26 protein-coding genes are annotated in these 24,043 nt (G+C 60.9%); 16 read left to right on the forward strand and 10 right to left on the reverse strand.

Going from position 1 to position 24,043, the window contains the following annotated elements:
- Positions 1-119: 119 nt before the first annotated feature.
- From AC0IW7_RS15400 to apbC, 3 genes are all read right to left on the reverse strand, one after another.
- Positions 120-1,073 (reverse strand): FecR domain-containing protein, encoded by a 954-nt coding sequence (locus tag AC0IW7_RS15400; RefSeq protein ID WP_471819178.1) that lies wholly within the window; start codon positions 1,071-1,073, stop codon positions 120-122.
- Positions 1,073-1,582, reverse strand: a complete 510-nt coding sequence (locus AC0IW7_RS15405; RefSeq protein WP_122495253.1) for a sigma-70 family RNA polymerase sigma factor — start codon at positions 1,580-1,582, stop codon at positions 1,073-1,075. The genes AC0IW7_RS15400 and AC0IW7_RS15405 overlap by 1 nt, the downstream gene beginning before the upstream one ends.
- Positions 1,583-1,705: 123 nt before the next feature.
- On the reverse strand, positions 1,706-2,800 hold the full coding sequence (apbC, locus tag AC0IW7_RS15410) for an iron-sulfur cluster carrier protein ApbC (RefSeq protein WP_122450504.1): 1,095 nt from the start codon (positions 2,798-2,800) through the stop codon (positions 1,706-1,708).
- A gap of 202 nt (positions 2,801-3,002) precedes the next feature.
- On the opposite strand from apbC, the gene metG reads away from it, so the two are divergent.
- The 9 genes from metG (at position 3,003) to AC0IW7_RS15455 (ending at position 10,748) form a co-directional block, all read left to right on the forward strand.
- Positions 3,003-5,048, forward strand: a complete 2,046-nt coding sequence (metG, locus tag AC0IW7_RS15415; RefSeq protein ID WP_471819180.1) for a methionine--tRNA ligase — start codon at positions 3,003-3,005, stop codon at positions 5,046-5,048.
- 61 nt (positions 5,049-5,109) lie between these two features.
- Complete coding sequence (locus tag AC0IW7_RS15420) at positions 5,110-5,910, forward strand: DUF4349 domain-containing protein (protein WP_471819182.1); 801 nt, start codon at positions 5,110-5,112, stop codon at positions 5,908-5,910.
- A 79-nt stretch (positions 5,911-5,989) separates the two neighbouring features.
- On the forward strand, positions 5,990-6,541 hold the full coding sequence (locus AC0IW7_RS15425; protein WP_471819183.1) for a hypothetical protein: 552 nt from the start codon (positions 5,990-5,992) through the stop codon (positions 6,539-6,541).
- Positions 6,538-7,683 (forward strand): electron transport complex subunit RsxB, encoded by a 1,146-nt coding sequence (rsxB, locus tag AC0IW7_RS15430; RefSeq protein WP_471819184.1) that lies wholly within the window; start codon positions 6,538-6,540, stop codon positions 7,681-7,683. Before AC0IW7_RS15425 ends, rsxB begins: the two co-directional genes overlap by 4 nt.
- On the forward strand, positions 7,664-8,665 hold the full coding sequence (locus AC0IW7_RS15435; protein WP_471819186.1) for an RnfABCDGE type electron transport complex subunit D: 1,002 nt from the start codon (positions 7,664-7,666) through the stop codon (positions 8,663-8,665). Before rsxB ends, AC0IW7_RS15435 begins: the two co-directional genes overlap by 20 nt.
- Complete coding sequence (locus AC0IW7_RS15440) at positions 8,658-9,257, forward strand: RnfABCDGE type electron transport complex subunit G (protein WP_471819187.1); 600 nt, start codon at positions 8,658-8,660, stop codon at positions 9,255-9,257. Before AC0IW7_RS15435 ends, AC0IW7_RS15440 begins: the two co-directional genes overlap by 8 nt.
- Positions 9,254-9,835: an Rnf-Nqr domain containing protein gene (locus AC0IW7_RS15445; RefSeq protein ID WP_471819189.1), complete on the forward strand. Its 582-nt coding sequence runs from the start codon at positions 9,254-9,256 to the stop codon at positions 9,833-9,835. Before AC0IW7_RS15440 ends, AC0IW7_RS15445 begins: the two co-directional genes overlap by 4 nt.
- On the forward strand, positions 9,822-10,460 hold the full coding sequence (gene nth, locus AC0IW7_RS15450) for an endonuclease III (RefSeq protein WP_471819191.1): 639 nt from the start codon (positions 9,822-9,824) through the stop codon (positions 10,458-10,460). The genes AC0IW7_RS15445 and nth overlap by 14 nt, the downstream gene beginning before the upstream one ends.
- Positions 10,461-10,565: 105 nt before the next feature.
- On the forward strand, positions 10,566-10,748 hold the full coding sequence (locus tag AC0IW7_RS15455) for a PA3496 family putative envelope integrity protein (protein WP_122495234.1): 183 nt from the start codon (positions 10,566-10,568) through the stop codon (positions 10,746-10,748).
- 146 nt (positions 10,749-10,894) lie between these two features.
- On the opposite strand, the gene gloA is transcribed toward AC0IW7_RS15455, so the two are convergent.
- The 3 genes from gloA to AC0IW7_RS15470 all read right to left on the reverse strand — a co-directional run bounded on the left by gloA (position 10,895) and on the right by AC0IW7_RS15470 (position 13,639).
- Positions 10,895-11,287 carry a lactoylglutathione lyase gene (gene gloA, locus AC0IW7_RS15460; RefSeq protein ID WP_122450494.1) on the reverse strand — a complete coding sequence of 131 codons (393 nt, stop codon included), beginning with the start codon at positions 11,285-11,287 and terminating at the stop codon, positions 10,895-10,897.
- A gap of 86 nt (positions 11,288-11,373) precedes the next feature.
- The gene (locus AC0IW7_RS15465; protein WP_108097514.1) at positions 11,374-12,591 is read right to left on the reverse strand and encodes an argininosuccinate synthase; all 1,218 of its coding nucleotides are present in this window, start codon (positions 12,589-12,591) and stop codon (positions 11,374-11,376) included.
- Between the two features lie 136 nt (positions 12,592-12,727).
- Complete coding sequence (locus AC0IW7_RS15470; RefSeq protein ID WP_471819193.1) at positions 12,728-13,639, reverse strand: flagellar protein MotY; 912 nt, start codon at positions 13,637-13,639, stop codon at positions 12,728-12,730.
- A 148-nt stretch (positions 13,640-13,787) separates the two neighbouring features.
- Here AC0IW7_RS15470 and pyrC point away from each other — a divergent pair, with 148 nt between their 5' ends.
- The 4 genes from pyrC to bfr all read left to right on the forward strand — a co-directional run bounded on the left by pyrC (position 13,788) and on the right by bfr (position 16,576).
- Positions 13,788-14,834 (forward strand): dihydroorotase, encoded by a 1,047-nt coding sequence (pyrC, locus tag AC0IW7_RS15475; protein ID WP_463383050.1) that lies wholly within the window; start codon positions 13,788-13,790, stop codon positions 14,832-14,834.
- Positions 14,831-15,502: a ribonuclease T gene (gene rnt, locus AC0IW7_RS15480; protein ID WP_122450490.1), complete on the forward strand. Its 672-nt coding sequence runs from the start codon at positions 14,831-14,833 to the stop codon at positions 15,500-15,502. The genes pyrC and rnt overlap by 4 nt, the downstream gene beginning before the upstream one ends.
- Before the next feature lie 185 nt (positions 15,503-15,687).
- Positions 15,688-15,906, forward strand: a complete 219-nt coding sequence (locus AC0IW7_RS15485; RefSeq protein WP_122495230.1) for a bacterioferritin-associated ferredoxin — start codon at positions 15,688-15,690, stop codon at positions 15,904-15,906.
- A 199-nt stretch (positions 15,907-16,105) separates the two neighbouring features.
- Positions 16,106-16,576 (forward strand): bacterioferritin, encoded by a 471-nt coding sequence (gene bfr / locus AC0IW7_RS15490; protein ID WP_122495228.1) that lies wholly within the window; start codon positions 16,106-16,108, stop codon positions 16,574-16,576.
- Between the two features lie 57 nt (positions 16,577-16,633).
- Here the strand turns inward: bfr and grxD are convergent, their stop codons facing one another.
- Together grxD and AC0IW7_RS15500 are read right to left on the reverse strand one after the other, a co-directional pair.
- A complete protein-coding gene (grxD, locus tag AC0IW7_RS15495) occupies positions 16,634-16,960 on the reverse strand; it encodes a Grx4 family monothiol glutaredoxin (protein ID WP_122450487.1) in 327 nt (108 codons plus the stop codon).
- 125 nt (positions 16,961-17,085) lie between these two features.
- Entirely contained in the window at positions 17,086-19,194 is a 2,109-nt protein-coding gene (locus AC0IW7_RS15500; RefSeq protein WP_471819196.1) for a molybdopterin oxidoreductase family protein, read from the reverse strand.
- 398 nt (positions 19,195-19,592) lie between these two features.
- Between AC0IW7_RS15500 and AC0IW7_RS15505 the strand changes: the two genes are divergently transcribed.
- The 3 genes from AC0IW7_RS15505 (at position 19,593) to AC0IW7_RS15515 (ending at position 22,057) form a co-directional block, all read left to right on the forward strand.
- Positions 19,593-19,805 carry a cold-shock protein gene (locus AC0IW7_RS15505; RefSeq protein ID WP_108097521.1) on the forward strand — a complete coding sequence of 71 codons (213 nt, stop codon included), beginning with the start codon at positions 19,593-19,595 and terminating at the stop codon, positions 19,803-19,805.
- Positions 19,806-20,084: 279 nt separating this feature from the next.
- Complete coding sequence (argF, locus tag AC0IW7_RS15510; protein ID WP_463539262.1) at positions 20,085-21,005, forward strand: ornithine carbamoyltransferase; 921 nt, start codon at positions 20,085-20,087, stop codon at positions 21,003-21,005.
- Entirely contained in the window at positions 21,002-22,057 is a 1,056-nt protein-coding gene (locus tag AC0IW7_RS15515) for an ABC transporter ATP-binding protein (protein WP_471819198.1), read from the forward strand. Before argF ends, AC0IW7_RS15515 begins: the two co-directional genes overlap by 4 nt.
- Here AC0IW7_RS15515 and AC0IW7_RS15520 read toward each other — a convergent pair.
- Both AC0IW7_RS15520 and AC0IW7_RS15525 read right to left on the reverse strand, forming a co-directional pair.
- Positions 22,054-23,121, reverse strand: a complete 1,068-nt coding sequence (locus tag AC0IW7_RS15520) for a GGDEF domain-containing protein (RefSeq protein WP_471819200.1) — start codon at positions 23,119-23,121, stop codon at positions 22,054-22,056. The genes AC0IW7_RS15515 and AC0IW7_RS15520 overlap by 4 nt on opposite strands.
- An 80-nt stretch (positions 23,122-23,201) precedes the next feature.
- Positions 23,202-23,984 carry a PhzF family phenazine biosynthesis protein gene (locus AC0IW7_RS15525; protein ID WP_471819202.1) on the reverse strand — a complete coding sequence of 261 codons (783 nt, stop codon included), beginning with the start codon at positions 23,982-23,984 and terminating at the stop codon, positions 23,202-23,204.
- Between the last annotated feature and the right edge of the window lie 59 nt (positions 23,985-24,043).

Raw genomic sequence — 24,043 nt, forward strand, 5'->3', positions numbered from 1 at the left:
CAATCTCGATCCTTGTGCCGTGGGCAGATTTAGTGGCGGTTAAACCGCTCTACTGCTTGAGCCGGACGAGATTCGAAATCGGCAACCCAGATAAGAAATATTTTCATCGGCGCGGTACATCACGCCTCAATACGCACCCAATAGCGGGAAAAACTGCGCAGCCGCACCGGCAGCGAAGCCGTCAGGTTGGCGAGCACGGCGTCGGTATCGTCGAGAGTGAAGGCGCCCGACACGCGTAAATCCGCCACGGCTGGCGCACAGCTCAAGTGCCCGGGGCGATAGCGCGCCAGCTCGTCGATAAAATCGCCCAGACGCCAGTCGATGGCGACCAGCATGCCGGTGGTCCAGGCGCTGCGATTGGGGTCGGCCGGTTGTACGGCGCCCAATTGGCTCGCGCTGAATTGCAGCTGCTCGCCGGCGTTTACCCGCTGCGCAGTCTGCGGCATCTGCTCGCTGCGCACTTCGACCGTGTGTTCGAGCACGCTCACCGAGGTGAAATGTTCGCCCAGGCGCACGTTGAAATCGGTGCCCAGCGCGCGCACGCGACCGTGGCGGCTCTGCACCAGCAAAGGTCGGGGCGCGGCAGTTTGCGTGTCGGCGGCCGTGCGCAGGCGAATTTCGCCATGGCGCAGGGTGATCAGGCGTTCGCTGGCGCTGAAGTGAACGTCGACCTGCGTGTCAGTGTTCAGGTCCAGACGGCTGCCATCGGCAAGCATGACCTGCCGGCGCTGGCCCGTGCGCGAGGCGTAATCGGCGCTCATTGGCGAAAACTGGTAGCCCGCCCCCACCGCCCCAACGGCGGCAAACAGCACCAGCGATTTCATCGCCAGACGCCGCTCCACGCCGGCCTGGGTCAGCACGGGCATGGCAAGTTCCATAGGCACGCCGCGCAACTGCCGTTGCAGTTTCTCCACCCGCGCCCAGGCGCGGGCGTGATCGGGCGAGGCGGCCAGCCAGCGCTGCCAGGCCTGGCGCTGCGCCTCGTCGGGCGCGCCGTCGTTGAGCTGCACGTACCAGTGCACCGCCATTTCCAGGCAATGGGCGGTCAGCGCTTGGGCGGCGGGGCTGGCCATCAATCTTCGACCAGCAGCAGGCATTGCAGCAGCGCTTTGCTCAAATGGTTTTTGACCGTGGTGACGGACACGCCAAGGCGCTGGCCGATCTCCACGTAGCTGAGTTCTTCCAGCTGAGCCATGAGAAAAATCTGCCGCGTGCGTGGCCCGAGGCCGTCGAGCATGGCGTCAATGGCCAGCAGCGCCTCAAGAATCAGGTGGCGGTTTTCCAGGCTTTCTTCATAAGCCTCGGGGCGTGCAGCCAGCGCGTCGAGGTAAGCATTTTCCACGGCGCGCCGGCGAAACAGATCCACCAGCAAGCCACGGGCAATGGTGGTGAGGTAATGACGGGGTTCGCGAATGCTCGGCGCCGTGCGGGCATTGAGCAGCCGCACAAAAGTGTCTTGCGCCAGGTCAGCCGCATCCGCGGAGTTGCCGATACGGCTGCGCAGCCATTTTTGCAGCCAGCCGTGATGCTCGCCGTAAAGGCTTTCCACGCTGTGCAACGGGAAGAAGTTGTCGGTAGACATGCCGCCAGAAACGCCACAGATGAGATTTCATCTCATCTTCCACGATTTCTCATCTGCGGCGCAACGGCTGTGTGCAGGCGACTGCTGCATTGGCGCTCGGACGAACGCCAATGTGCAGGCCGATTAGTCGTCGGAAATCACAATATTCGGCATACCTGGCGCGCTCTGCCCGCTTTGCGCAATGCGCGCGCCAACGGCACGGGCGACTTCCTGATAGAGCATGGCGATCTGGCTTTCCGGGTCGGCGATGGCGGTGGGTTTGCCGCCGTCCGATTGCATGCGAATCGCCATGGACAGCGGCATCGAGGCCAGCAGATCGACGTCGTATTGCGCCGCCAGCTTCTCGCCGCCGCCCTCGCCGAACAGGTGCTCGGCATGGCCGCAGTTGGAGCAGATATGAACGGCCATATTCTCCACCACGCCCAGCACCGGAATGTTCACTTTGCGGAACATTTCCACGCCTTTGCGGGCGTCGAGCAGGGCCAGGTCTTGCGGGGTGGTGACGATCACGGCGCCGGCCACCGGCACTTTTTGCGCCAGGGTCAGTTGGATGTCGCCAGTGCCGGGCGGCATGTCGACCACCAAGTAATCCAGGTCGCCCCACGCGGTTTGCGTGACCAATTGCAGCAACGCACCGGACACCATCGGACCGCGCCAGACCATCGGCGTGTTGTCGTCGGTGAGGAAGGCCATGGACATCACTTCAACGCCATGCGCCTTGATCGGCACAAACCACTTCTGCTCTTTCACCTGCGGGCGGGTGCCCTCAGGAATGCCAAACATGATGCCCTGGCTCGGGCCGTAGATATCGGCATCCAGAATGCCGACCTTGGCACCTTCACGCGCCAGCGCCAGGGCCAGATTGGCAGCCGTGGTGGATTTACCCACGCCGCCCTTGCCCGAGGCCACGGCGATCACGTTTTTCACATTGGCCAAACCGGGCACCTGAGCCTGGGCCTTGTGGGCGGCAATGTGGGTGTCGATCTGCACCGTGGCGCTGTCGATACCGTCGACATTTTCCAGGGCCATTTGCAGCATTTGCGCCCAACCGTTTTTGAACAGGTCGGCGGCGTAACCCAGTTCCAGGCGCACGCGCACCTTGGCGCCGTCGATGCTGACATCGCGCAGGCAACCGGCGCTGACGGGGTCTTGATTGAGGTTGGGATCAGTGAACTGGCGCAGGGTCGCTTCGACCAGCTGGCGGGTAACGGTGCTCATGGGGCAACTCCGAAAGGCTGAGCAAAACAGGCGGGCATCTTACTTCAAGCCAATAGGGTGTGGATTAAAAGCATCGCGGCTGAAGCCGCTCCTACACAACGGTGCGTCTTAGGAGCGGCTTGAGCCGCGATGCGGGTGAAAAAAAACCGCCACGCCTTTATAGTTGCCGACTTCCCTCGTAATGCCAGTGCAGCCGATTACCATGTCCGAGCCCCGCAAAATCCTCGTCACCAGCGCCCTGCCCTATGCCAACGGCTCCATTCACCTTGGCCATATGCTCGAGTACATCCAGACCGATATCTGGGTGCGCTTCCAGAAGCACCGCGGCAATCAATGCATTTATGTCTGCGCAGACGACGCCCACGGCTCGGCCATCATGTTGCGCGCCGAAAAAGAAGGCATCACCGCGCAGCAACTGATCGACAACGTCAAAGCCGAGCACAGTGCCGACTTCGCCAGCTTTCTGGTGAACTTCGACAACTTCCACTCCACGCACTCGGAAGAAAACCGCGCGCTGTCGACCTCGATTTACCTGGCCCTGCGCGACAAAGGCCACATCGCCACCCGCTCCGTGACGCAGTACTTCGACCCGGAAAAAGGCATGTTCCTGGCCGACCGTTTCATCAAGGGCACCTGCCCGAAGTGCGGCACCGAAGACCAGTACGGCGACAACTGCGAAAAATGCGGCGCCACCTACGCGCCTACCGAACTGAAGAACCCGCGCTCGGCCATTTCCGGCGCCGTGCCGGTGCTGAAAGATTCCAAGCACTTCTTCTTCAAGCTGCCTGAATTCCAGGCCATGCTGCAAAGCTGGACCCGCAGCGGCACCTTGCACGACGCGGTGGCGAACAAGCTCGCCGAGTGGCTGGATTCCGGCTTGCAAGAGTGGGACATCTCCCGCGATGCGCCATATTTCGGCTTCGAGATTCCGGACGAGCCGGGCAAATATTTCTACGTATGGCTCGATGCACCCATTGGCTACATGGCCAGCTTCAAGAACCTGTGCGACCGCACGCCAGAGCTGGATTTCGACGCCTTCTGGAACAAGGATTCGACCGCCGAGCTGTACCACTTCATCGGCAAAGACATCGTCAACTTCCACGCCCTGTTCTGGCCCGCCATGCTCGAAGGCGCCGGCTACCGCAAGCCGACCGGCATCAACGTGCACGGTTACCTGACGGTCAACGGGCAGAAAATGTCGAAGTCGCGCGGCACCTTTATCAAGGCGCGCACCTACCTCGATCACCTGTCGCCGGAATACCTGCGCTACTACTACGCGGCCAAGCTCAGCCGTGGCGTGGACGATCTGGACCTGAACCTCGAAGATTTCGTGCAGAAGGTCAATTCCGACCTGGTCGGCAAGGTGGTGAACATCGCCAGCCGCTGCGCCGGTTTCATTCACAAAGGCAACGGCGGCGTGCTGGTCGATACCAACGCCGCGCCGGAACTGACCGACGCCTTCCTGGCCGCCACACCCAGCATTGCCGAAGCCTACGAAGCGCGTGACTTCGCCCGCGCCATGCGCGAAACCATGGCGCTGGCCGACCGCGCCAACGCCTGGATCGCCGACAAAGCGCCGTGGGCGCTGGCCAAACAGGAAGGCAAGCAAGACGAAGTGCAGGCCGTATGCGCCCTGGGCATCAACCTGTTCCGCCAGTTGGTAATTCTGCTCAAGCCGGTGCTGCCAACCCTGGCGCGCGATGCCGAAGCGTTCCTCAACGTGCCGCCGCTGACCTGGGACGACCACAAAACGCTGCTGGCCAACCATCAGCTCAACGCGTTCCAGCCCCTGCTCACCCGTATCGACCCAAAAGCCGTGGAAGCCATGACCGAAGCCTCGAAAGAAGACCTGGCCAGCAGCGAAACCGCCGCACCGGCTGCCGCTGGCAATGGCGAACTGAGCAAAGACCCGCTGGCGGCTGAAATCGCTTTCGACGCCTTCGCCGCCGTCGACCTACGCATTGCCTTGATTGAAAAATGCGAGTTCGTTGAAGGCGCCGACAAGCTGCTGCGCCTGACCCTCGACATTGGCGATGCCAAGCGCAACGTGTTCTCCGGCATCAAAAGCGCCTACCCGGACCCAAGCAAATTAGAAGGTCGCCTGACCCTCTACGTGGCCAACCTGGCTGCACGCAAGATGAAGTTCGGCGTGTCCGAAGGCATGGTGCTGGCCGCCGGCCCTGGCGGCGAAGAAATTTACCTGCTCAGCCCGGACAGCGGCGCCAAGCCGGGTCAGCGCGTTAAGTAACGTCACCATCAGACGGGGCTGAGCGATCAGCCCCGTTTTTTATTTCTGCAAGGAAGCGACGATGAAAGCTTTATGGATTGTTCCCCTTCTGCTGTTGGCGCTGGCGGGCTGCGGCAAACAAGACGGCTACTCGAGCGAGAACGCCGTGTCGGGCAGCGCCGATGTTCAGGGCGAGAAAGCCAAAGCCGGTGCGTTCCTCGCTTACGAGCACTACGTCACCCTTGAACTGGACAAAGCAGCCGTGCGCCAGCGCTTGGCTGATACCCGCGAAGCCTGCACCAGCGGCCGCTTTGGCCAATGCGACCTGCTTGGCATTGAACAAGGCGACAGCGACTACAACGCCGGCCAATTGCGCGTGCGCATCGTGCCCGAGGGTGTTGAAAAACTCGTCTCGCTCGCTGGCGAAGGCGGCAAGTTGGTCAGCCGCACCACCCATGCCGAAGACCTCGCTCAGGCCGTCTCCGACAACAACCAAGTGCGCGAGCGCCTGCAGCGCCAATACAAAACCCTGGAACAGTTTCAGGACCGCAAAGACCTCAGCGTCAGCGACATGCTCGCCCTCGCCCGGGAGATGGCCGAGGTGCAGGTGCAACTGGACGCCACCTCCCAGGAAGCCGCGCAGCAGCAACGGCGCATCAACACCAACCTGCTGACCCTATCCTTTCGCACCGAAACACAACGCGAGGGCCGCTTCAGCCGCATCGGCGAAGCCTTCGGCAACCTGCTCGACAACGCCACCGACGGCACCGCCAAAGCTCTGGAAGTGCTGGGCTACAGCATTCCTTTCCTGATCGTGCTGTTCCCGCTGGCGCTGCTGGTGCGCTGGTTGTGGCGCAAGGTGACGCGGCGCCGGTCCAGCTGATTTACGCGTGGCTGTACCGAGCTGGCGCCATCCCCGATAATGGCGCCCCTCTCTGGCAACACAACGACACCCGCACGCAATGAGCGCTTTTTTCCTCGCCCTGCTTGGCGCCGCCCTGGTGAATAACCTATTGGTGCTGCTACCTGCTGGCGCCGACGCTTTGGCCGCGCGCCCGGCGCGCATGGCGCAGTTGGGGCGCATGAGCGCGGTGCTGATTGCCCTGGCCACGCCGCTGGGCTGGCTGCTGTTTCACGGCGTGTTGCAGCCGCTGAATCTCGATTTCCTGCGCTTGTTTCTGTACGCACCCATGCTGGCCGCACTCGCTTGGCTAACGGTTTCGGTTTTCCGTAGCAGCGAGCTTGCTGGCCAAGCGTCGCCCTTGTTTATCGCCGGCGCCGCCGCACTGGGCAGCGTATTGCTAGCCGAGCCAAAAACCTTCGCGCTGGCCGTGGCCCAAGGCATCGGCGGCGGCCTGGGTTTCTGGCTGGCCTTACAACTTCTCGGCGATCTGCTCGCCCGCGTCGATCATCACGCCGTGCCGGCAGCGTTTCGAGGGGCGCCGTTGTTGCTGGTTTGCGCAGGTTTGGTTGGCCTTGTGCTGCTTGGTCTACAAGGGCTTGCACCGCTATGAGCAGCCTGATCACCGCCATCGACGCCTTGTTGCCGCAAACCCAGTGCGGCAAATGCGGGCACCCCGGCTGCAAGCCTTACGCCGAGGGCATCGCTCAGGGTGAAGCGATCAATAAATGCCCACCCGGCGGCGAAGCCACCATCGAAGCCTTGGCGCAGTTGCTGAAGGTGCCGGTGCTACCACCGGAACTGCCGCCCATTGCCCCGCAAGTGGCCTTTATTCGCGAGGCCGAATGCATCGGCTGCACCAAGTGCATTCAGGCATGCCCGGTGGATGCCATTGTCGGCGCGGCCAAGCTGATGCACACCGTGATCACGGACGAATGCACCGGCTGCGAATTGTGCGTAGCGCCCTGCCCGGTTGACTGCATCGACTTGCTGACGCTGCCCGAGCCGGCCGCGCAGGAACAGCGTCTGCGTGCTGACCATTTCCGCTGGCGCCATGAGAACCACCAGGCTCGCTTGCAACGGGAAGAAGCGCGTCGCCAACGCGACCGTGCAGCCCGCGCTGAGCGTCAGGCACAACCTCAAGCGATGGCGTTGGATCCGGTGCAAGCGGCCATCGAACGAGTGAAAACACAGAAATCCGCCAGCCTCGATGAGCGGGTCAAGCGCCTGAAAATCGAAGCGGCCATGGCGCAGGTGGCCTACAGCAAGGCGCAAAAACAGCTCGCCACCTATGGCACACCGGAGCTTGCGCAGCAGGTTGAGGAACTGGGCCAGGCTGCGGCGGCGGCGCAAGCAGCCCTGCAAGCGGCCAAACCTGCGGCCAGCGAAGACAGCCAGGTGGCGCTGAAGAAAGCCAAGGTCAATCTCGCCGTCGCTCGCGCGGCGCTGAAAACCGCCGAAGGCAGCGGCGCCGGCGCAAGCGAATTGCAGCCGTTGCAAGCGGCTCTGCTGGCGGCCGAAACGGCGTTGCACCAGGCCGAAGACGCCTGCAACAAGCCGGCGCCAGACCTGCAGCGCATCGACAAACGCCCCATTGATACTGGCTTGCGAGACTTGAAAACCGCCCTCGTGATGGCCCGCGCCGAGGTGAGCAAGCTGCAGCGGCGCGAGCCTGTCGATGAGGTCGCGCTGGCAAAGGCGCAGCAGCGTCTGCACCAGGCGCAGGAAAAGCTCGATGCCTACCAGCCCGGCTAATCCGGCGTTCGACCCGCGCCCCAGCATGCGATGGGTAATGCTGGCGTGCGTGCCCGGCGCGTTGGTGCTGTGCTGGCAGTTCGGTTGGGGCACGTTGCTGCAACTGCTGCTCGGCATGGCCACGGCAATAGCGTGTGAAGCGCTGGCGCGACGTGTGCAAGGAGCAGCGCACTTTTCGCTCGGCGATGTCGCGTGGTTGGGTGATGGCAGCGCGCTGGTGACCGCCGCCTTGCTGGCGTTGGCGCTGCCGCCGTACGCGTCGTGGTGGCTGAGCGTCAGTGCAGCGGCGTTTGCTCATGTTGGCGGTAAAGCGCTGTTCGGCGGCTTCGGTAAAAACCCGTTTAACCCGGCCATGCTCGGCTATGCCTTTGCCCTGCTGGCCTTTCCCGCGCAGATGACGCAGTGGCCCGCGCCGGGCGATGCCCACGGTTTGCTTGCCGGGTTACAGCACATTTTTATCGGGCCGGTGGCGGTGGACGGCTGGAGCCAGGCCACGGTGCTCGACAGCCTCAAGCACAACGACCGGCTGACGGTGGACGAACTGTTCCAACGCAACCCAGCGTTCAGCCATTGGCAGGCCGGCTGGGTGAATGTGGCGTTTCTGCTTGGCGGCCTGTTGCTGATTCAGCGCAAGGTCATTCGTTGGCACACGCCGGTGGGCGTGCTCGGGGCGTTGTTTGCGGCCAGCTTGCTGTGCTGGAACGGCTCCGGCTCGGACTCGAACGGCTCGCCGTTCTTTCATCTGTTCTCCGGTGCCACCATGTTGGGCGCGTTTTTTATCGCCACCGAGCCGGTGTCCGGCGCAGGCAGCGACCGCGCCCGCCTGTGGTTCGGCATCGGCGTTGGGCTGTGGCTGTACGTGATCCGCACCTGGGGCAACTACGCTGACGGCATGGCCTTCGCCGTACTCGGCATGAACCTGTTGGTGCCGATCATCGAGCGGCGGGCCCTGAAACCCATCGCGGAGGTGACGAATGACTAGGCGCAATGCGCTGGTTATCGGCGCGTTATTGCTCGCGCTGATGACCGCCGTGGTCGGCGTTCAGCATCTGCTCGGCGACCAGATCGCCCGCGAACGCCAAGCCGCCAGCGAGCGCGCCTTGTTGGATTTATTGGCGCCCGGCAGTTACGACAACCACCCGATTGCGGCGCCGATCGCTTTGGCCGATAGCGAGCAGCTGCGCCTGCCGGAGCCGTCGTTTGGCTACCTCGCCACCTTGAGCGGCGTGCCTGTCGCGGTGCTGCTTCCAACGCGCGGCGAAGGGTACGAAGGCAGCATCGAGTTGCTGTTGGCCATCGCGCCGTCGGGGCAGTTATTGGCCGTCAAGGTGCTGAGCGAACGGGAAACGCCAGGCCTGGCAGACCTCAGCAACGCGGCGAGAAGCCCGTGGTTGCGCGGTTTTTCCGGGCGCAGCGCCGGCGATGCGGACTGGCGGATGAAAGCCGATGGCGGCCCATTCGACCAAATGGCGGGCGCCACCGTGACATCGCGGGCGGTCAGCCAGGCGGTACAACGAGGCCTGCGGTATTTCGATGCGCATAAAGCTCACCTGCTTCAAGCGGTGGCGCCATGAGGCCGCTTAATTGGCTGGCCCTGGCGCCGTTGCTGGGTGCCAGCGATTTGCTGGTTAAAAGCCTGGGGCTGAGCGTCGTGGCGCTGCCGCTGCTGATCACTCTGGGCGTGCTGGCCGGGCTGTTGCGCCGATTGGACGCCACGTTACAGCGCGCGGTTCTGCTACTGGCGGCGTGCGCCCTGCTGACCGTCGCGGACTTGCTTTTGCAAGCCACAGCGCTGGAGCTGCGCAATGCCTTGGGGATTTTTTTGCCACTGCTTCTGCTCGCCGTAGTGCAGGCGCCGGCAAACGCGTTACAAGGGCTGCGCCACGGTTTGCTGTTTAGCGGCGTCGCCCTGCTGCTCGGCGCGCTGCGGGAATTGCTCGGCCGCGGCACACTGCTCAGCCACGCCGAGTGGCTGCTTGGGCCGACCGCTGCCGGTTGGTCTGCTCCCAGCTTCAGCGGTTTGCCGTTGTTCGCCCTGGCGCCGGGCGCGTTTTTAGTGCTGGGCGCGCTGTGGGCGTTGTCCCGGTTAGTGTTTCCCTCTTCCCAACCCTCTTCTCTTTCTGCCGACCAGACCGCCGATGAACGCCGCTAAACGCTACGAAATTTTTCGCCGCTTGCACGAAGACAACCCCGAGCCGAAGACCGAACTGGCCTACACCACGCCGTTCGAATTGCTGATTGCGGTGATTCTTTCGGCGCAGGCCACTGACGTTAGCGTCAACAAAGCCACGGCCAAGTTGTACCCGGTGGCCAATACCCCGGAGGCGATTTACGCGCTGGGCGTGGAGGGCCTGAGCGAATACATCAAGACCATCGGCCTGTACAACAGCAAAGCCAAGAACGTGATCGAAACGTGCCGGCGCCTTATTGAGCTGCACGGCAGCCAGGTGCCAGAAGATCGCGAAGCGCTGGAAGCCTTGCCAGGCGTGGGCCGCAAGACCGCCAACGTGGTTCTCAACACCGCGTTCCGGCAGTTGGCGATGGCCGTGGATACGCACATTTTCCGCGTCAGTAACCGCACCAACATCGCGCCGGGCAAGAACGTGGTTGAAGTGGAAAAGAAGCTGCTGAAGTTTGTGCCCAAGGATTTTCTGATGGATGCGCACCATTGGCTGATTTTGCATGGCCGATATGTGTGCCTGGCTCGCAAGCCACGGTGCGGCAGTTGCCGGATTGAAGACCTGTGCGAGTACAAAGCCAAAACCTCGGACGATTGACTTTTTAATGTTCTTGCTATGGCCCGATTGAAAAAATCTTTTTTACCCGTCCCGAATTTGCCTATATAAGGTGCGCCAATGGCCCTGTAGCCGGAGTGGACGTCAATGAGCACTAGCAAAGAAGAACTGGAACTCGACGAAGACGTAGTAAGTGACGAAAGCGAGGAAGTGGTGGAAGCCCCGGTCGAGGTGGCAAAAACCAACCTGACCAAGCGCCGCATCATCGACAACCTCTTGGAAGAGCGACGGTTGCACAAACAACTGGCCGAATACGATTTTGATTTCTGATCTGCCAATAAAAAGCCCGACATGATGTCGGGCTTTTTATTGGGCGCTGCCTAGCTTTTGTAGGAGCGACATTGGTCGCGAACCCTGGAAACCTCGGAAATCAGCGTTTGCAGGGTTCGCTAGCATGCTAGCTCCTACAGAGCTGGTCAGTCGCCGCGCGAGGGCGACAGCAGTTCAATTTTGTAGCCGTCGGGGTCTTCAACGAAGGCCAGAATGCTGGTGCCATGCTTCATCGGGCCGGGTTCGCGCGTGATTTTTCCGCCACGGGCTCGGATGTCTTCGCAGGCCTTGTAGACGTCGGCTACTTCCAGCGCGATATGACCGTAACCGGTGCCTAGCTCGTAGCTCTCGACGCCCCAGTTGTGGGTCAGTTCGATCACGCTGTTGTCCGCTTCGTTGCCGTAGCCCACGAACGCCAGGGTGAATTGGCCGTCGGGGTAGTCTTTGCGGCGCAGCAGGGTCATGCCCAGCACTTCGGTATAAAACGCGATGGATTTGTCCATATCGCCGACGCGCAGCATGGTGTGCAGCAGTCTCATCAGTCGTTCCTCATCGGTTGCCTGTGACAGGCTTATAAATGCAAACCCCGGCTCGTGGCCGGGGTTTGGTCAGCCGCAAAAGCTTATCAGAACAGCTTGCGACCCTTGTTGGCGGCGATGCGCATGCGCAAGGCGTTCAACTTGATAAAGCCAGCCGCGTCGGCCTGGTTGTACGCGCCGCCGTCTTCTTCGAAGGTGGCGATGTTGGCGTCGAACAGCGAGCCTTCAGACTTACGACCGGTCACGATGACGTTGCCTTTGTACAGCTTCAGACGAACCACACCGTTCACGTGGGCCTGCGAGGCGTCGATCATCTGCTGCAGCATCAGACGTTCCGGGCTCCACCAGTAGCCGGTGTAGATCAGGCTGGCGTACTTGGGCATCAGCTCGTCTTTGAGGTGAGCGACTTCGCGGTCCAGGGTGATCGATTCAATGGCGCGGTGAGCACGCAGCATGATGGTGCCGCCGGGCGTCTCGTAGCAGCCACGGGATTTCATGCCGACGTAACGGTTTTCCACGATGTCGAGACGACCAATACCGTTTTCGCCGCCGATTTTGTTCAGCGTGGCGAGCACGGTGGCCGGGGACATTTCCACGCCGTCGAGGGCGACGATGTCACCGTTGCGGTAGGTCAGTTCCAGGTAGGTCGGCTTGTCTGGAGCGTTCTCAGGGGAGACGGTCCATTTCCACATGTCTTCTTCGTGCTCGGTCCAGGTGTCTTCCAGCACGCCGCCTTCGTAGGAGATGTGCAGCAAGTTGGCATCCATGGAGTACGGCGATTTCTTTTTGCCGTGACGCTCGATCGGGATGGCGTGCTTTTCGGCGTAGTCCATCAGCTTCTCGCGCGAGAGCAAATCCCACTCACGCCACGGAGCAATCACTTTTACCCCAGGCTTGAGCGCATAAGCGCCGAGCTCGAAGCGAACCTGGTCGTTGCCTTTGCCGGTGGCGCCGTGGGAAATGGCGTCAGCGCCGGTTTCGTTGGCGATTTCGATCAGACGCTTGGCGATCAGCGGACGGGCGATGGACGTACCCAGCAGGTACTCGCCTTCGTACACGGTGTTGGCGCGGAACATGGGGAAAACGAAGTCGCGAACGAATTCTTCGCGCAGGTCGTCGATGAAGATTTCCTTGACGCCCATGGCCTGTGCCTTGGCACGGGCTGGCTCAACTTCTTCGCCTTGACCGAGATCGGCGGTGAATGTCACCACTTCACATTGATAGGTGTCTTGCAGCCACTTGAGAATCACCGAAGTGTCCAGGCCACCGGAATACGCCAGGACAACCTTCTTTACGTCCGCCATGCCATCACTCCACGGGGTTCTACGGAAAACCCGCGATTCTACTGGCCGCGCCGCACAATTTACAGAGGCGCGACAGCTAATGACGATGAAGCGACGGATTCTTTCGTCTAAACGACGGGAAGCGCACAACCTGCAATCAGGACGTGGCAGCGGGTTTTATTGGCGCGGTCGCGGGAGTGGTGGGCGCTGGCGGCATTGGTTCGCGGGACAAATGCACGGTTACCCGGCGATTTTTCGCACGGTTAGCGGCATTAGTGTTGGGCACCAACGGGTAACGCTCGCCGTGGAAGCGAACGATAAATTGGCTTTCAGGGATGCCATTGGCCTTGAAATATTCCTGCACGGCCAACGCGCGACGGCGGGACATGTCCAGATTGGTGAGGCGGTTGCCGCCATTGTCCGAATGGCCGTCCAGCTCGATATGGTTAACGCTCGGATCAGCCTTGAGGTACTGCAGGATGATTTCCAGCTTGGCGCGAGAAAGTTCATCCAGGTCGGCGCCGCCACCCGGAAAGGCCACTTGCACTTGTTTGATCTGGTCGAAATTGACTGGCAGCAGCTTGGTCGTGCAGTCCAGGTAATCGTGGTAGGCCTTGTTGAACTTGACCGGCAGCAGGCGAACTTCAACGCCCTCGCCGCCGTCCGGCATGCGGTGGCGCACTACGGGACTGCGACCTTCCAGTAACCCGGTGAGCATGCGCGCGCCTTGCTGCTGGCTGCTGTTAAAAGGCATGGCGCCGTTGTCGACCGTGACCCGGCCCAAATTGATGTCGCCTCGCCCTGGTTGCCACGGTGCTGCGGCAGCAACCAGGGTGGCGGAACCTGCACCCAGCCAGCGTTCGCGGGCTTGCAGACGGAAAGTGACCTGTTCACCGGCACGGCGTACGAATTGGCCTTGGCCGAAATCGGTGATGTCCTGCGACAAGCGGCACTCGAACTGATCGCCGTCGACCTTCCATTCGACCTTTTCCAGGCGCGTTTGAAAGGTGATCGCCATGGCCGGCAGGCTGGCGAATAAGCTGAACAAGGCGAGATAGCGCTGGCGCACGGTAGGCTCCATGAAGAATTACGGCGTTCTGAGTGGGGTATCGGTTGGCGTTGGGAAAACTTGATAGCGGGTGCCGCTACCAGGCTTTTCCGGTAGCATTCGCAGCAGTTTTTACCGCACAAATTTCGCTGATCTGGTATCGCCCCCCATGACTGACCGCCTCACCCTGCTGCGTCCGGACGACTGGCATATTCACCTGCGCGACGGCGCGGTGCTGCCTCATACGGTCGCCGACGTCGCGCGCACCTTCGGTCGCGCCATCATCATGCCGAACCTGGTGCCGCCGGTGCGCAACGCCGCTGAAGCCGACGGCTATCGCCAGCGCATTCTTGCCGCCCGCCCGGCCGGCAGCCATTTTGAACCGCTGATGGTGTTGTACCTCACCGACCTCACTAGCCCGGACGATGTTCGCAGCGCCAAGGCATCCGGTTTCGTACACGCCGCCAAGCTGTATCCGGCCGGCGCCACGACCAATTCCGATTCAGGCGTAACCAGCGTCGACAAGATTTTTCATGTGTTGGAAGCCATGGCCGAAGTGGGCTTGCCACTGCTGGTTCACGGTGAAGTGACGCGCGGCGAGATCGACGTGTTCGACCGCGAGAAGGTGTTTATCGATGAGCACCTGACCCGCGTAGTGGAGCGTTTTCCGACGCTCAAAGTGGTGTTCGAACACATCACCACTGGCGATGCGGTGCAGTTCGTCAACAGCGCCCCAGCCAACGTCGGCGCAACGATCACGGCCCACCACCTGCTGTACAACCGCAACCATATGCTGGTTGGCGGCATCCGCCCGCACTTCTATTGCCTGCCAATTCTCAAGCGCAACGTGCACCAGGAAGCCCTGCTGGACGCGGCCACCAGCGGCAGCGCCAAATTCTTCCTCGGCACCGACTCGGCGCCCCACGCTCAGCACGCCAAAGAAGCGGCTTGCGGTTGCGCCGGCTGCTACACGGCCTACGCGGCGATTGAGCTGTACGCCGAAGCATTCGAGCAACGTAACGCGCTGGACAAGCTGGAAGGCTTTGCCAGCCAGCACGGCCCGGACTTCTACGGTCTGCCGCGCAATACCGACACCATTACCTTGGTCCGTGAAGAATGGACTGCCCCGACCAGCCTGCCGCTTGGCGAGCACAGTGTCGTCCCGCTGCGCGCCGGTGAAAAACTGCGCTGGCGCTTGCTGGAGCAAACCGCGTGAGTGAAGACAACTACGACGACGAACCGGAAGGCGGCAGCAGTAATTCGCGCCATCCAATGGCCGCGCGCTTTCGCGGCTATTTGCCGGTGGTGGTCGATGTGGAGACTGGCGGTTTCAACTCTGCCACCGACGCGCTGTTGGAAATTGCAGCCGTCACCGTGGGCATGGACGAAAAGGGTTTTCTGTTTCCGGAGCACACCTATTTCTTCCGTATCGAGCCGTTTGAAGGCGCCAACATCGAGGCCGCCGCGCTGGAGTTCACCGGCATCAAGCTCGACCACCCACTGCGCATGGCAGTTAGCGAAGAGTCGGCATTGACCGATATTTTCCGTGGCATCCGCAAAGCGCTGAAAGCCAACGGCTGCAAACGCGCCATTCTGGTGGGCCACAACAGCAGTTTTGACTTGGGCTTTCTCAATGCGGCCGTCGCGCGTAATGACCTGAAGCGCAATCCATTTCACCCGTTCTCCAGCTTCGACACCGCCACCCTCGCCGGCCTTGCTTACGGGCAGACGGTGCTGGCTCGGGCGTGTCAGGCGGCTGGCATGGATTTCGACGGTCGCGAGGCGCACTCGGCGCGTTACGACACTGAGAAAACCGCCGAGCTGTTCTGCGGCATTGTGAACCGCTGGAAGGAAATGGGCGGCTGGCAGGATTTCGACGACTGATCGCTGCCCTGCTCCGCTTCAAAAAAACCGGCCTCTGCGCCGGTTTTTTTATGCGCGCAAATTATGTGTGGGACCGTTCATCGGCCCGAGGGAATATCAATGAGAAACGCCCGGTCTAGTTTTGACAAGCATTCTCATTAACATTAATATCCTCCGCATCAAGTCACTTTGAGTCCGGGCCTTATATGTACGTATGCCTCTGCATGGGTGTCACCGACGGTCAGATCCGCGATGCAATCTACGAAGGTTGCTGCAGCTACCGCGACGTTCGTGAGTCGCTGGAAGTCGCCAGCCAATGCGGCAAATGCGCGACGCTGGCCAAGAAAGTGGTACGTGAAGCGCTGACAGAAGTACAAAGCAGCCAAGCTGCGCTCGGTTATCCAGCACAATTTTCTGCGGCTTAAAGTAGTCAAATTCCGAAAACCGGACCGAGTGTCCGGTTTTTTTATGCCTGAAATTCAAGTAGTTAGCGCCAAGACGCAGAATCTAAACATTCGTATTCGGGTTTATTTTCCGTTTAAATTCAATTACTTACATTTGACAGCGTAATGATGCAGGGGCAGACTCTCACGCTATCACCCCTTTGCACGGCAGGCCGCAGACATGAAAGGCGACAAGAAAGTCATCCAGCACCTCAACAAAATCCTCGGCAACGAGCTGGTCGCCATCAACCAATACTTCCTGCATGCGCGCATGTACGAAGACTGGGGCCTGAAGAAACTGGGCGAGCACGAATACCACGAGTCCATCGACGAGATGAAACACGCGGACAAGCTGATCAAGCGCATCTTGTTCCTGGAAGGCCTGCCGAACCTGCAAGACCTCGGCAAGATTCTGATCGGCGAGAACACCAAAGAGATGCTCGAGTGCGACCTGAAAATCGAACACAAAGCGCACATCGACCTTAAGGAAGCCATCGCTTACTGCGAGAGCATTGGCGACTACGCCAGCCGCGAACTGCTCGAAGACATCCTCTGCTCCGAGGAAGAGCACATCGACTGGCTGGAAACCCAACTCAGCCTGATCGACAAAGTAGGCCTGCAGAACTACCTGCAATCGCAGATGGACGAGTAAATCGTCAGGCAATAAAAAGCCCCGCTTCGGCGGGGCTTTTTATTGTGCGTCGGCTAATCAAGCGTCGGCTTTGGCAGCGGCGGCTTTAACCATAGTTTGCAGCTCACCGTTTTCAAACATCTCAACCATGATGTCGCTACCGCCAACCAGCTCACCACCGACCCACAATTGCGGGAAGGTTGGCCAGTTGGCGTATTTCGGCAGGTTGGCGCGAATTTCGGGGTTTTGCAGGATGTCGACGTAGGCGAATTTTTCGCCGCATGCCATGACAACCTGAGCGGCTTTCGACGAGAAGCCACATTGCGGGGCGTTCGGCGAGCCTTTCATGTACAGCAGGATGGCGTTGTTCGCGATCTGCTCTTTGATAGTTTCGATGATATCCATGGGTACCTCAGCACTAAGGCCTATCTGACAGTCAACTCGCCGACTCACGGGCCGACACGGTGACGCGCATTGTATCGGAAAGCCGCGCACTTGGCGCGACCCTCCTATCGTCGTAGTGAGCGTGCCTACGCCGCTGCCACCACAACCGGCACGCCATTGAGCGCCGCGTTGCCGGACAGCATGTCGAGGTGGCGTTCATCCGTCAGGTCGTTGGCGCTGGCGCCGGGTTGTGCGCTGGCAATCGCCATTTGCACGCCCGGCCGGCCGTGGCCCCAGCCGTGCGGCAAGCTCACTACGCCAGGCATCATGTCATCGCTGCCGGCGACTTCTACTTCAATCATGCCTACACGCGAACGCACACTGACGCGCTGACCATCGCTCAGCGCGCGGCTGGCCATGTCGGCCGGATTCATCAGCAGTTGATGACGTGGTTTGCCCTTCACCAGCCGGTGATAGTTGTGCATCCAGGAATTGTTGCTGCGCACATGGCGGCGGCCAATCAGCACCAGCTCACCGGCTTGCGGTACCGGCTGCGCCGCGAAGCGGGCGATGTCATCGAGCAAAATCTGCGGCGCCGCCAGCACGGTTTTGCCTGGAGTTTTCAAACGCGCCACAAGATTGGGCTTCAAAGCGCCCAGGTCGATGCCATGGGGGTGTTCGCGCAACATGGCGACCGACAACTTGTGCTCGGAGCTGTCGCCATACAGGCCCATGCGCAGGCCCATGTCGATCATTTGCGCCGGTTCCATGGTTGGCTTGAGCGTTGCCTCGGTTTTGCTGGCAAAGGCCTTGGCCAGTCCGACGAAAATTTCCCAGTCGTGCAGCGCGCCCTGCGGTTTGGCCAGTACCGGCTCGTTGAAGCGGGTGACGTTGCGCACGGCGAATACATTGAAGGTGGTGTCGTAATGATCGTGCTCAAGCGGCGCGGTCGGCGGCAGAATCAGGTCGGCGTAGCGGGTGGTTTCGTTGATATAGAAGTCGATGCACAGCATGAACTCCAGGCCATCCAACGCCTGCTCCAATTGGCGGCCGTTGGGCGTCGACAGCACGGGGTTGCCCGCGACAGTGATTAACGCGCGAATCTGCCCTTCTCCCGGCGTCAGCATCTCTTCGGCCAGTGCCGAAACCGGCAATTCACCGCCGTACTCCGGCAGCCCAGAGACCCTGCTCTGCCAGCGATTGAAATGACCGCCCGACGTGCTGGCCACCAAATCCACCGCCGGCTCGGTGCACAGCACGCCGCCGACCCGGTCGAGGTTGCCAGTCACCAGATTGATCAGTTGCACCACCCACTGACAGAGCGTGCCAAACACCTGCGTGGAAACGCCCATACGGCCGTAGCACACCGCCGAATCGGCGGCGGCAAAATCTCGCGCCAGTTGGCGAATCGTCTCGGCCGGCACGCCGCAGCGCGCGCTCATGGCCTCTGCGGTGAAGGCCGCCACGGCGCTGCGCACCTCGTCCAGCCCTTCGATTGGCAGATGGCTGACGCGGGTCAGGCCTTCTTCAAACAGGGTATTGAGCACGCCAAACAGCAGCGCCGCATCTTGCCCCGGACGGACGAAAATATGTTGGTCGGCAATAGCCGCCGTTTCGCTGCGGCGCGGATCGACCACCACCACTTTGCCGCCGCGCGCCTTGATGGCCTTCAGGCGTTTTTCCACGTTGGGCACGGTCATGATGCTGCCGTTGGACGCCAGCGGATTGCCGCCCAGGATCAGCATAAAGTCGGTGTGATCGATATCGGGGATCGGAATCAGCAAACCGTGGCCGTACATCAAGTGGCTGGTGAGGTGATGAGGCAATTGATCCACCGACGTTGCCGAATAACGGTTGCGCGTTTTCAGTTGGCCTAGAAAGTAATTGCTGTGGGTCATCAGCCCGTAGTTGTGCACGCTCGGGTTGCCCTGATAGACCGCAACGGCGTTCTGCCCATGGCGGGTCTGAATGTCGGCCAAGCGGCTAGCGACCAGTTCGAAGGCTTCGTCCCACTCAATGGCGTGCCATTCGCTGCCGACGCGGCGCATCGGTTGGCGCAGGCGGTCGGGGTCGTGCTGGATATCTTGCAGGGCAACGGCTTTGGGGCAGATGTGGCCTTGGCTGAAGCTGTCCAGGGCATCGCCTTTAATAGAAAGGATCTGCTGGGTGCCGTCGGGCTGGGTTTCGGTCTCAATGCTCAGCCCACAAATGGCTTCGCATAAATGGCACGCACGGTGATGGAGGGTCTTGGTCACGGCCTAGCCTCTTTTTTATTTGGCACGACGCATTCGGTCGTTAAGTGCTGACTATGGAGCGCATCAGGCCGCTGCACCATAGGCTTAAGCCCCATGAATTGGGGCTCATCAGGAGAATCCATACCGTTCTTCAGACGGTCCTTACAGCGTTTTTTACTGCCAACGGAGCCGCGTTTCGGCAGATATATGCCATTTATATCGATTACAGAGGCTTCGCTAGTCGCATTACTCCAACAAAGTGCGTATCTTTAGGCCACTGTGCTGCATGTGTACCGCGAATCGCAACTTGGTGTTTAGATCTCGATCCAACCATCTACACGTATTCCGATAACTCTTTGCACTCAGTACTGGCTGGGCCTGTAGCCCGCCGCAATCCACTCTGTTCAAGGATCTACACCATGGCTAATCGCGAAACTGGTACCGTTAAATGGTTCAACGATGAAAAAGGCTTCGGCTTCATCACTCCAAGCAACGGCGGCGCTGACCTGTTCGTGCACTTCAAAGCTATCCAATCCGATGGCTTCAAAAGCTTGAAAGAAGGTCAGACCGTATCTTTCGTGGCCGCTAAAGGCCAGAAAGGCATGCAAGCTGAAGAAGTACAGGTAGTCTAAGACTCCCCGCGCTTCAAAAAAAACCCCGCTTCGGCGGGGTTTTTTTATGCCTGGAAAACAGGCCAGGCCTAGGCGCATAAAGGACCGAGACATCTCGTATAAACGCAACGCGCGCCAAAGATGACACGGCGCGACATTTCCTTATAAGATCCCGCCTCCCCATTTCGTCGCACCGTGCGGCCCACAGCCGCTGGTAGAGCCCTTTTTTCTTTGAAAACCTTTTCCCGAAAAGGCCCGGCTTGTTCACCAGCGCAATCGTTGTACAAAAGGTAGTGAATGATGAGCGCAAGACACTTTCTCTCGCTAATGGACTGCACGCCCGATGAGTTGCTGGGCCTGATCCGTCGTGGCATCGAGCTGAAGAGCCTGCGCAATCGAGGCATCCTTTTTGAGCCGCTAAAAAATCGCGTGCTCGGCATGATTTTCGAAAAAGCCTCCACTCGCACCCGCCTCTCTTTTGAAGCCGGCATGATCCAGCTCGGCGGCCAGGCTATTTTCCTGTCGCCTCGTGATACCCAGCTCGGCCGTGGCGAGCCGGTGAGCGATGCCGCCATCGTCATGTCGCGCATGCTCGATGCCGTAATGATCCGCACCTTCGCCCACAGCACCCTCACCGAGTTCGCTGCCCATTCGCGCGTGCCGGTGATCAATGGCCTGTCGGATGACCTGCACCCCTGCCAGTTGCTGGCCGATATGCAGACCTACCAAGAACTGCGCGGCCCGATTCAGGGCAAAACCGTGGCCTGGATCGGCGACGGCAACAACATGTGCAACAGCTACATCGAAGCCGCTCAGCAGTTCGATTTCCACTTGCGCGTGGCCTGCCCTGAAGGCTATGAGCCCAACGCCAGCTTCCTGGCCGCCGCCGGCAGCCGCGTGACCATCGTGCGCGACCCGCGTGAGGCCGTGGCCGGCGCCCATCTGGTGAGCACCGACGTCTGGACCTCCATGGGCCAGGAAGAAGAAGCCGCCGAACGCCTTGCGCTGTTCACGCCGTACCAAGTTACCCGCGCCCTGCTCGACCAGGCCGCCAGCGACGTATTGTTCCTGCACTGCCTGCCCGCTCACCGTGGCGAGGAAATCAGCGAAGACTTGCTCGACGACCCGCGCTCCGGCGCGTGGGACCAAGCTGAAAATCGCCTTCACGCGCAGAAAGCGCTGCTGGAAATGCTGGTCGAGCCCGGCTACCGCCCGGCATGAGTGCGGCGCCACTGCTGACCCTGCGAAACCTCAGCTGCGGCTACCGCGACCACCTCGTGGTGCAGCAGCTGGATCTCACGCTGCACGAAGGTGAAATCGGCTGCTTGCTTGGCCCTTCGGGCTGCGGCAAAACCACGACGCTGCGTGCCATCGCCGGGTTTGAGCCGGTGCTCAGTGGCGACATCCAGCTCGCTGACACCCTACTCTCGCGCCCCGGCTTCACCTTGGCGCCCGAGAAGCGCCGCATTGGCATGGTGTTCCAGGACTACGCGCTGTTCCCGCATTTAACCGTCGCCGACAACGTCGCCTTTGGCATCCGCCAGCAGGCCAATTGCGCCCAGGTCACAGCGGAATTGCTTGAGCTGGTGAAGCTGTCGACGTTAAGCAAACGCTTTCCCCATGAATTGTCGGGCGGCCAGCAGCAGCGCGTGGCGTTGGCGCGTGCGTTGGCCCCGGAACCGCAATTGCTGCTGCTGGATGAGCCGTTTTCCAACCTCGACAACGAACTGCGCCGCCGCTTGAGCCAGGAAGTGCGCGAGATCCTCAAAGCGCGCGGCACCAGCGCCATTCTGGTCACCCACGACCAGGAAGAAGCGTTCGCCGTTAGCGATCAGGTTGGCGTGTTCAAAGAAGGCCATCTGGAGCAATGGGACACGCCGTACAACCTCTACCACCGCCCGCAAACGCCCTTCGTGGCCAGTTTTATCGGCCAGGGCTATTTCATTCGCGGCGAGCTGCTCAGCCGCGAATCGGTCCAGACCGAACTGGGCGTGGTCAATTGCCAGGCCCGTGATTGGCCCAGCGGCAGTCCGGTGGATGTGTTGTTACGCCCCGACGATCTCACCTTCGCGGAACCGGTTGAGCAACAGGCGCAGGTGCTGAGCAGCAGCTTTCAGGGCGCCAGCACGTTGTACCGCTTGCGCCTGGCTACGGGCGCGCATGTGGACGCGTTGTTTCCCAGCCATGTTCAGCGCCAACCCGGTGAGTACGTTGGCGTGCGGATCGCGGCGCAACAGGTGGTCACCTTCGCCGCGCCCGGCAGTCAGCTCTAAAGCACAACCACCCGATCGCGGCCGCTGTCCTTGGCCTGATACAACGCGCTGTCACTGCGCTGCAAGGTGGTTTGCCACGGTTCGGGGCTCACATAGCGGCTGATGCCCACCGACAACGTCAGCCGCAGCTGTGGGAAGCCTTCCCACTGCGTAGTTTTCAGCGCCTGGCGCAACCGCTCCATGGCGTACGCAGCGCCGGCTTCGTTGGTGTTCGAAAGCACCAGCAAGAACTCCTCGCCGCCCATCCTTGCGACAAAATCCACGTCTCGCACCATGCGTTGCAGAATCTTCGCCAACTGGCACAGCACCGCGTCGCCACCGGGATGCCCGTAGGCGTCGTTAACGTGTTTGAAGAAATCCAGGTCGAGCATGCACACCACAAAATCGTAGGTGCCGCGATCAGCCAGGGCTTTTTGCTGATCGAGGATGTCATTGGCGAAGCGGCGGTTGTACAAGCCGGTGAGCTCGTCCGTAATGGCCAATTGCTGGATGCGCTCAAGCGCTACCTGCAGGTCGCGGTTGCGCTCCTGCAGAATATTGCGCAACCGGCTCATCTCCAGACCGAGCATCGATACCCCGCCGGTGAGCACGAAAAACGCCAACGCGCGAATTGCCTCCACGTGCCAGTCGAAACGCACGCCGCGATACAGCAGCGCGGTCATCAGCACCGCGTAACAGCCGACGGTGAACACGCCAATGCGCACGAAGCCGCCCAACGTTAGCCGGAAGGCGCCGAACATCAGCACCACCAACACCATCATCAAGAACAGCGAACGCAGGCTGTCGGCGTAGTAGACGCTGACGAAAATCACGCCAATCGCCCAGCTCATCTGCGGCACCGTCAGGCTGGGGTCACGAAAACGCAGATTGAAATTGAACCAGGTCAGGGCCAGAAAACCGGCCGTGCTGGCGACCACGGCGATGGTCAGCAGCAACATGCCGGCCATGGTCAACTGCATAAAACCGCCGGCAAATGCCAACCAGCACAGCAACAGATAGCCCAGCGAAGCGCTGCTGGCTAAGAGGATTCGGCGCACACGCAGCAGCTGGTGGCGAGACGGCATTGGCAATCCTTTTCCATAAGGAACGTTAGGCCAGTATAACCAGCCCCCCGCGCCTCGCCCGGCTGCTCAGCGGTACGCAGTCACAGATGCAACGTACCGCTGGCCACCAATACCGCGTGGCCGCCAATGCTCACGCGTTCGCCATCGAGACGGCAAAACAGCTCACCGCCGCGCGCCGAGCACTGGAATGCCTCGAACTGGCTTTTGCCCAGACGTTCTGCCCAATAGGGAATCAGGCTGCAATGGATTGAGCCGGTCACCGGGTCTTCATCAATGCCGATGGCCGGGGCGAAATAGCGGGAGACGAAGTCGTGCCGCTCGCCCGGCGCGGTGACGATCATGCCCAGCCACGGCAGCTGCGCAACGGCAGCCAGGTCGGGTTGGCAGTCGCGCACCGCTTGTTCGGTTTCAAGCACCACCAACAGCTCTTTGCCGGTGTTGAGCACTTCAACAATCGGCCCATTTACCGCCGCTTTGATCGCCGCGCTGGCATCGAAGCGTTCGCCGGGCAGGCTAGGAAAATTCAGCACCAACCGCTCGCCTTCGCGGCTCACGCTCAGTGCGCCCGACTGGCAGGTGAAATTCAGTTGATCGGCGGTTTCGCCATGCACGGTGAACAACGCGAAGGCCGTGGCCAGCGTGGCATGGCCGCACAACGGCACTTCACACGCGGGCGTGAACCAGCGGATGTGCCAGACCTCGTCCTCTTTCACCACGAATGCGGTTTCCGCCAGGTTGTGCTCGGCGGCGATGGCCTGCATGCGCGCCTCGTCCAGCCAACGATCCAGCCGGTAAACAATGGCCGGGTTGCCGGCAAACGGTCGCTGGGTAAAGGCGTCGATCTGGTGAAAGGCGAGGGACATGGGCGCGCTCCGAGCTGATGAAGGCGCTCACGATACCGAGAATGTCAGCGGCCGGCCTG

This window comes from Pseudomonas sp. AC229, from assembly GCF_979254655.1.

Bases quoted from the DNA above. Each gene is read 5' to 3' on its own strand.
- AC0IW7_RS15505 (WP_108097521.1), top strand. From the start codon at position 19,593: ATGGCTAATCGCGAAACTGGTACCGTTAAATGGTTCAACGATGAAAAA.
- argF (WP_463539262.1), top strand. From the start codon at position 20,085: ATGAGCGCAAGACACTTTCTCTCGCTAATGGACTGCACGCCCGATGAG.
- AC0IW7_RS15520 (WP_471819200.1), bottom strand. From the start codon at position 23,121: ATGCCGTCTCGCCACCAGCTGCTGCGTGTGCGCCGAATCCTCTTAGCC.
- grxD (WP_122450487.1), bottom strand. From the start codon at position 16,960: ATGGATATCATCGAAACTATCAAAGAGCAGATCGCGAACAACGCCATC.
- AC0IW7_RS15400 (WP_471819178.1), bottom strand. From the start codon at position 1,073: ATGGCCAGCCCCGCCGCCCAAGCGCTGACCGCCCATTGCCTGGAAATG.
- AC0IW7_RS15465 (WP_108097514.1), bottom strand. From the start codon at position 12,591: ATGGCGGACGTAAAGAAGGTTGTCCTGGCGTATTCCGGTGGCCTGGAC.
- apbC (WP_122450504.1), bottom strand. From the start codon at position 2,800: ATGAGCACCGTTACCCGCCAGCTGGTCGAAGCGACCCTGCGCCAGTTC.
- nth (WP_471819191.1), top strand. From the start codon at position 9,822: ATGAACGCCGCTAAACGCTACGAAATTTTTCGCCGCTTGCACGAAGAC.
- AC0IW7_RS15420 (WP_471819182.1), top strand. From the start codon at position 5,110: ATGAAAGCTTTATGGATTGTTCCCCTTCTGCTGTTGGCGCTGGCGGGC.
- AC0IW7_RS15525 (WP_471819202.1), bottom strand. From the start codon at position 23,984: ATGTCCCTCGCCTTTCACCAGATCGACGCCTTTACCCAGCGACCGTTT.
- rsxB (WP_471819184.1), top strand. From the start codon at position 6,538: ATGAGCAGCCTGATCACCGCCATCGACGCCTTGTTGCCGCAAACCCAG.
- AC0IW7_RS15440 (WP_471819187.1), top strand. From the start codon at position 8,658: ATGACTAGGCGCAATGCGCTGGTTATCGGCGCGTTATTGCTCGCGCTG.
- gloA (WP_122450494.1), bottom strand. From the start codon at position 11,287: ATGAGACTGCTGCACACCATGCTGCGCGTCGGCGATATGGACAAATCC.
- AC0IW7_RS15425 (WP_471819183.1), top strand. From the start codon at position 5,990: ATGAGCGCTTTTTTCCTCGCCCTGCTTGGCGCCGCCCTGGTGAATAAC.
- AC0IW7_RS15455 (WP_122495234.1), top strand. From the start codon at position 10,566: ATGAGCACTAGCAAAGAAGAACTGGAACTCGACGAAGACGTAGTAAGT.
- AC0IW7_RS15445 (WP_471819189.1), top strand. From the start codon at position 9,254: ATGAGGCCGCTTAATTGGCTGGCCCTGGCGCCGTTGCTGGGTGCCAGC.
- AC0IW7_RS15435 (WP_471819186.1), top strand. From the start codon at position 7,664: ATGCCTACCAGCCCGGCTAATCCGGCGTTCGACCCGCGCCCCAGCATG.
- pyrC (WP_463383050.1), top strand. From the start codon at position 13,788: ATGACTGACCGCCTCACCCTGCTGCGTCCGGACGACTGGCATATTCAC.
- AC0IW7_RS15515 (WP_471819198.1), top strand. From the start codon at position 21,002: ATGAGTGCGGCGCCACTGCTGACCCTGCGAAACCTCAGCTGCGGCTAC.
- metG (WP_471819180.1), top strand. From the start codon at position 3,003: ATGTCCGAGCCCCGCAAAATCCTCGTCACCAGCGCCCTGCCCTATGCC.
- AC0IW7_RS15485 (WP_122495230.1), top strand. From the start codon at position 15,688: ATGTACGTATGCCTCTGCATGGGTGTCACCGACGGTCAGATCCGCGAT.
- AC0IW7_RS15405 (WP_122495253.1), bottom strand. From the start codon at position 1,582: ATGTCTACCGACAACTTCTTCCCGTTGCACAGCGTGGAAAGCCTTTAC.
- bfr (WP_122495228.1), top strand. From the start codon at position 16,106: ATGAAAGGCGACAAGAAAGTCATCCAGCACCTCAACAAAATCCTCGGC.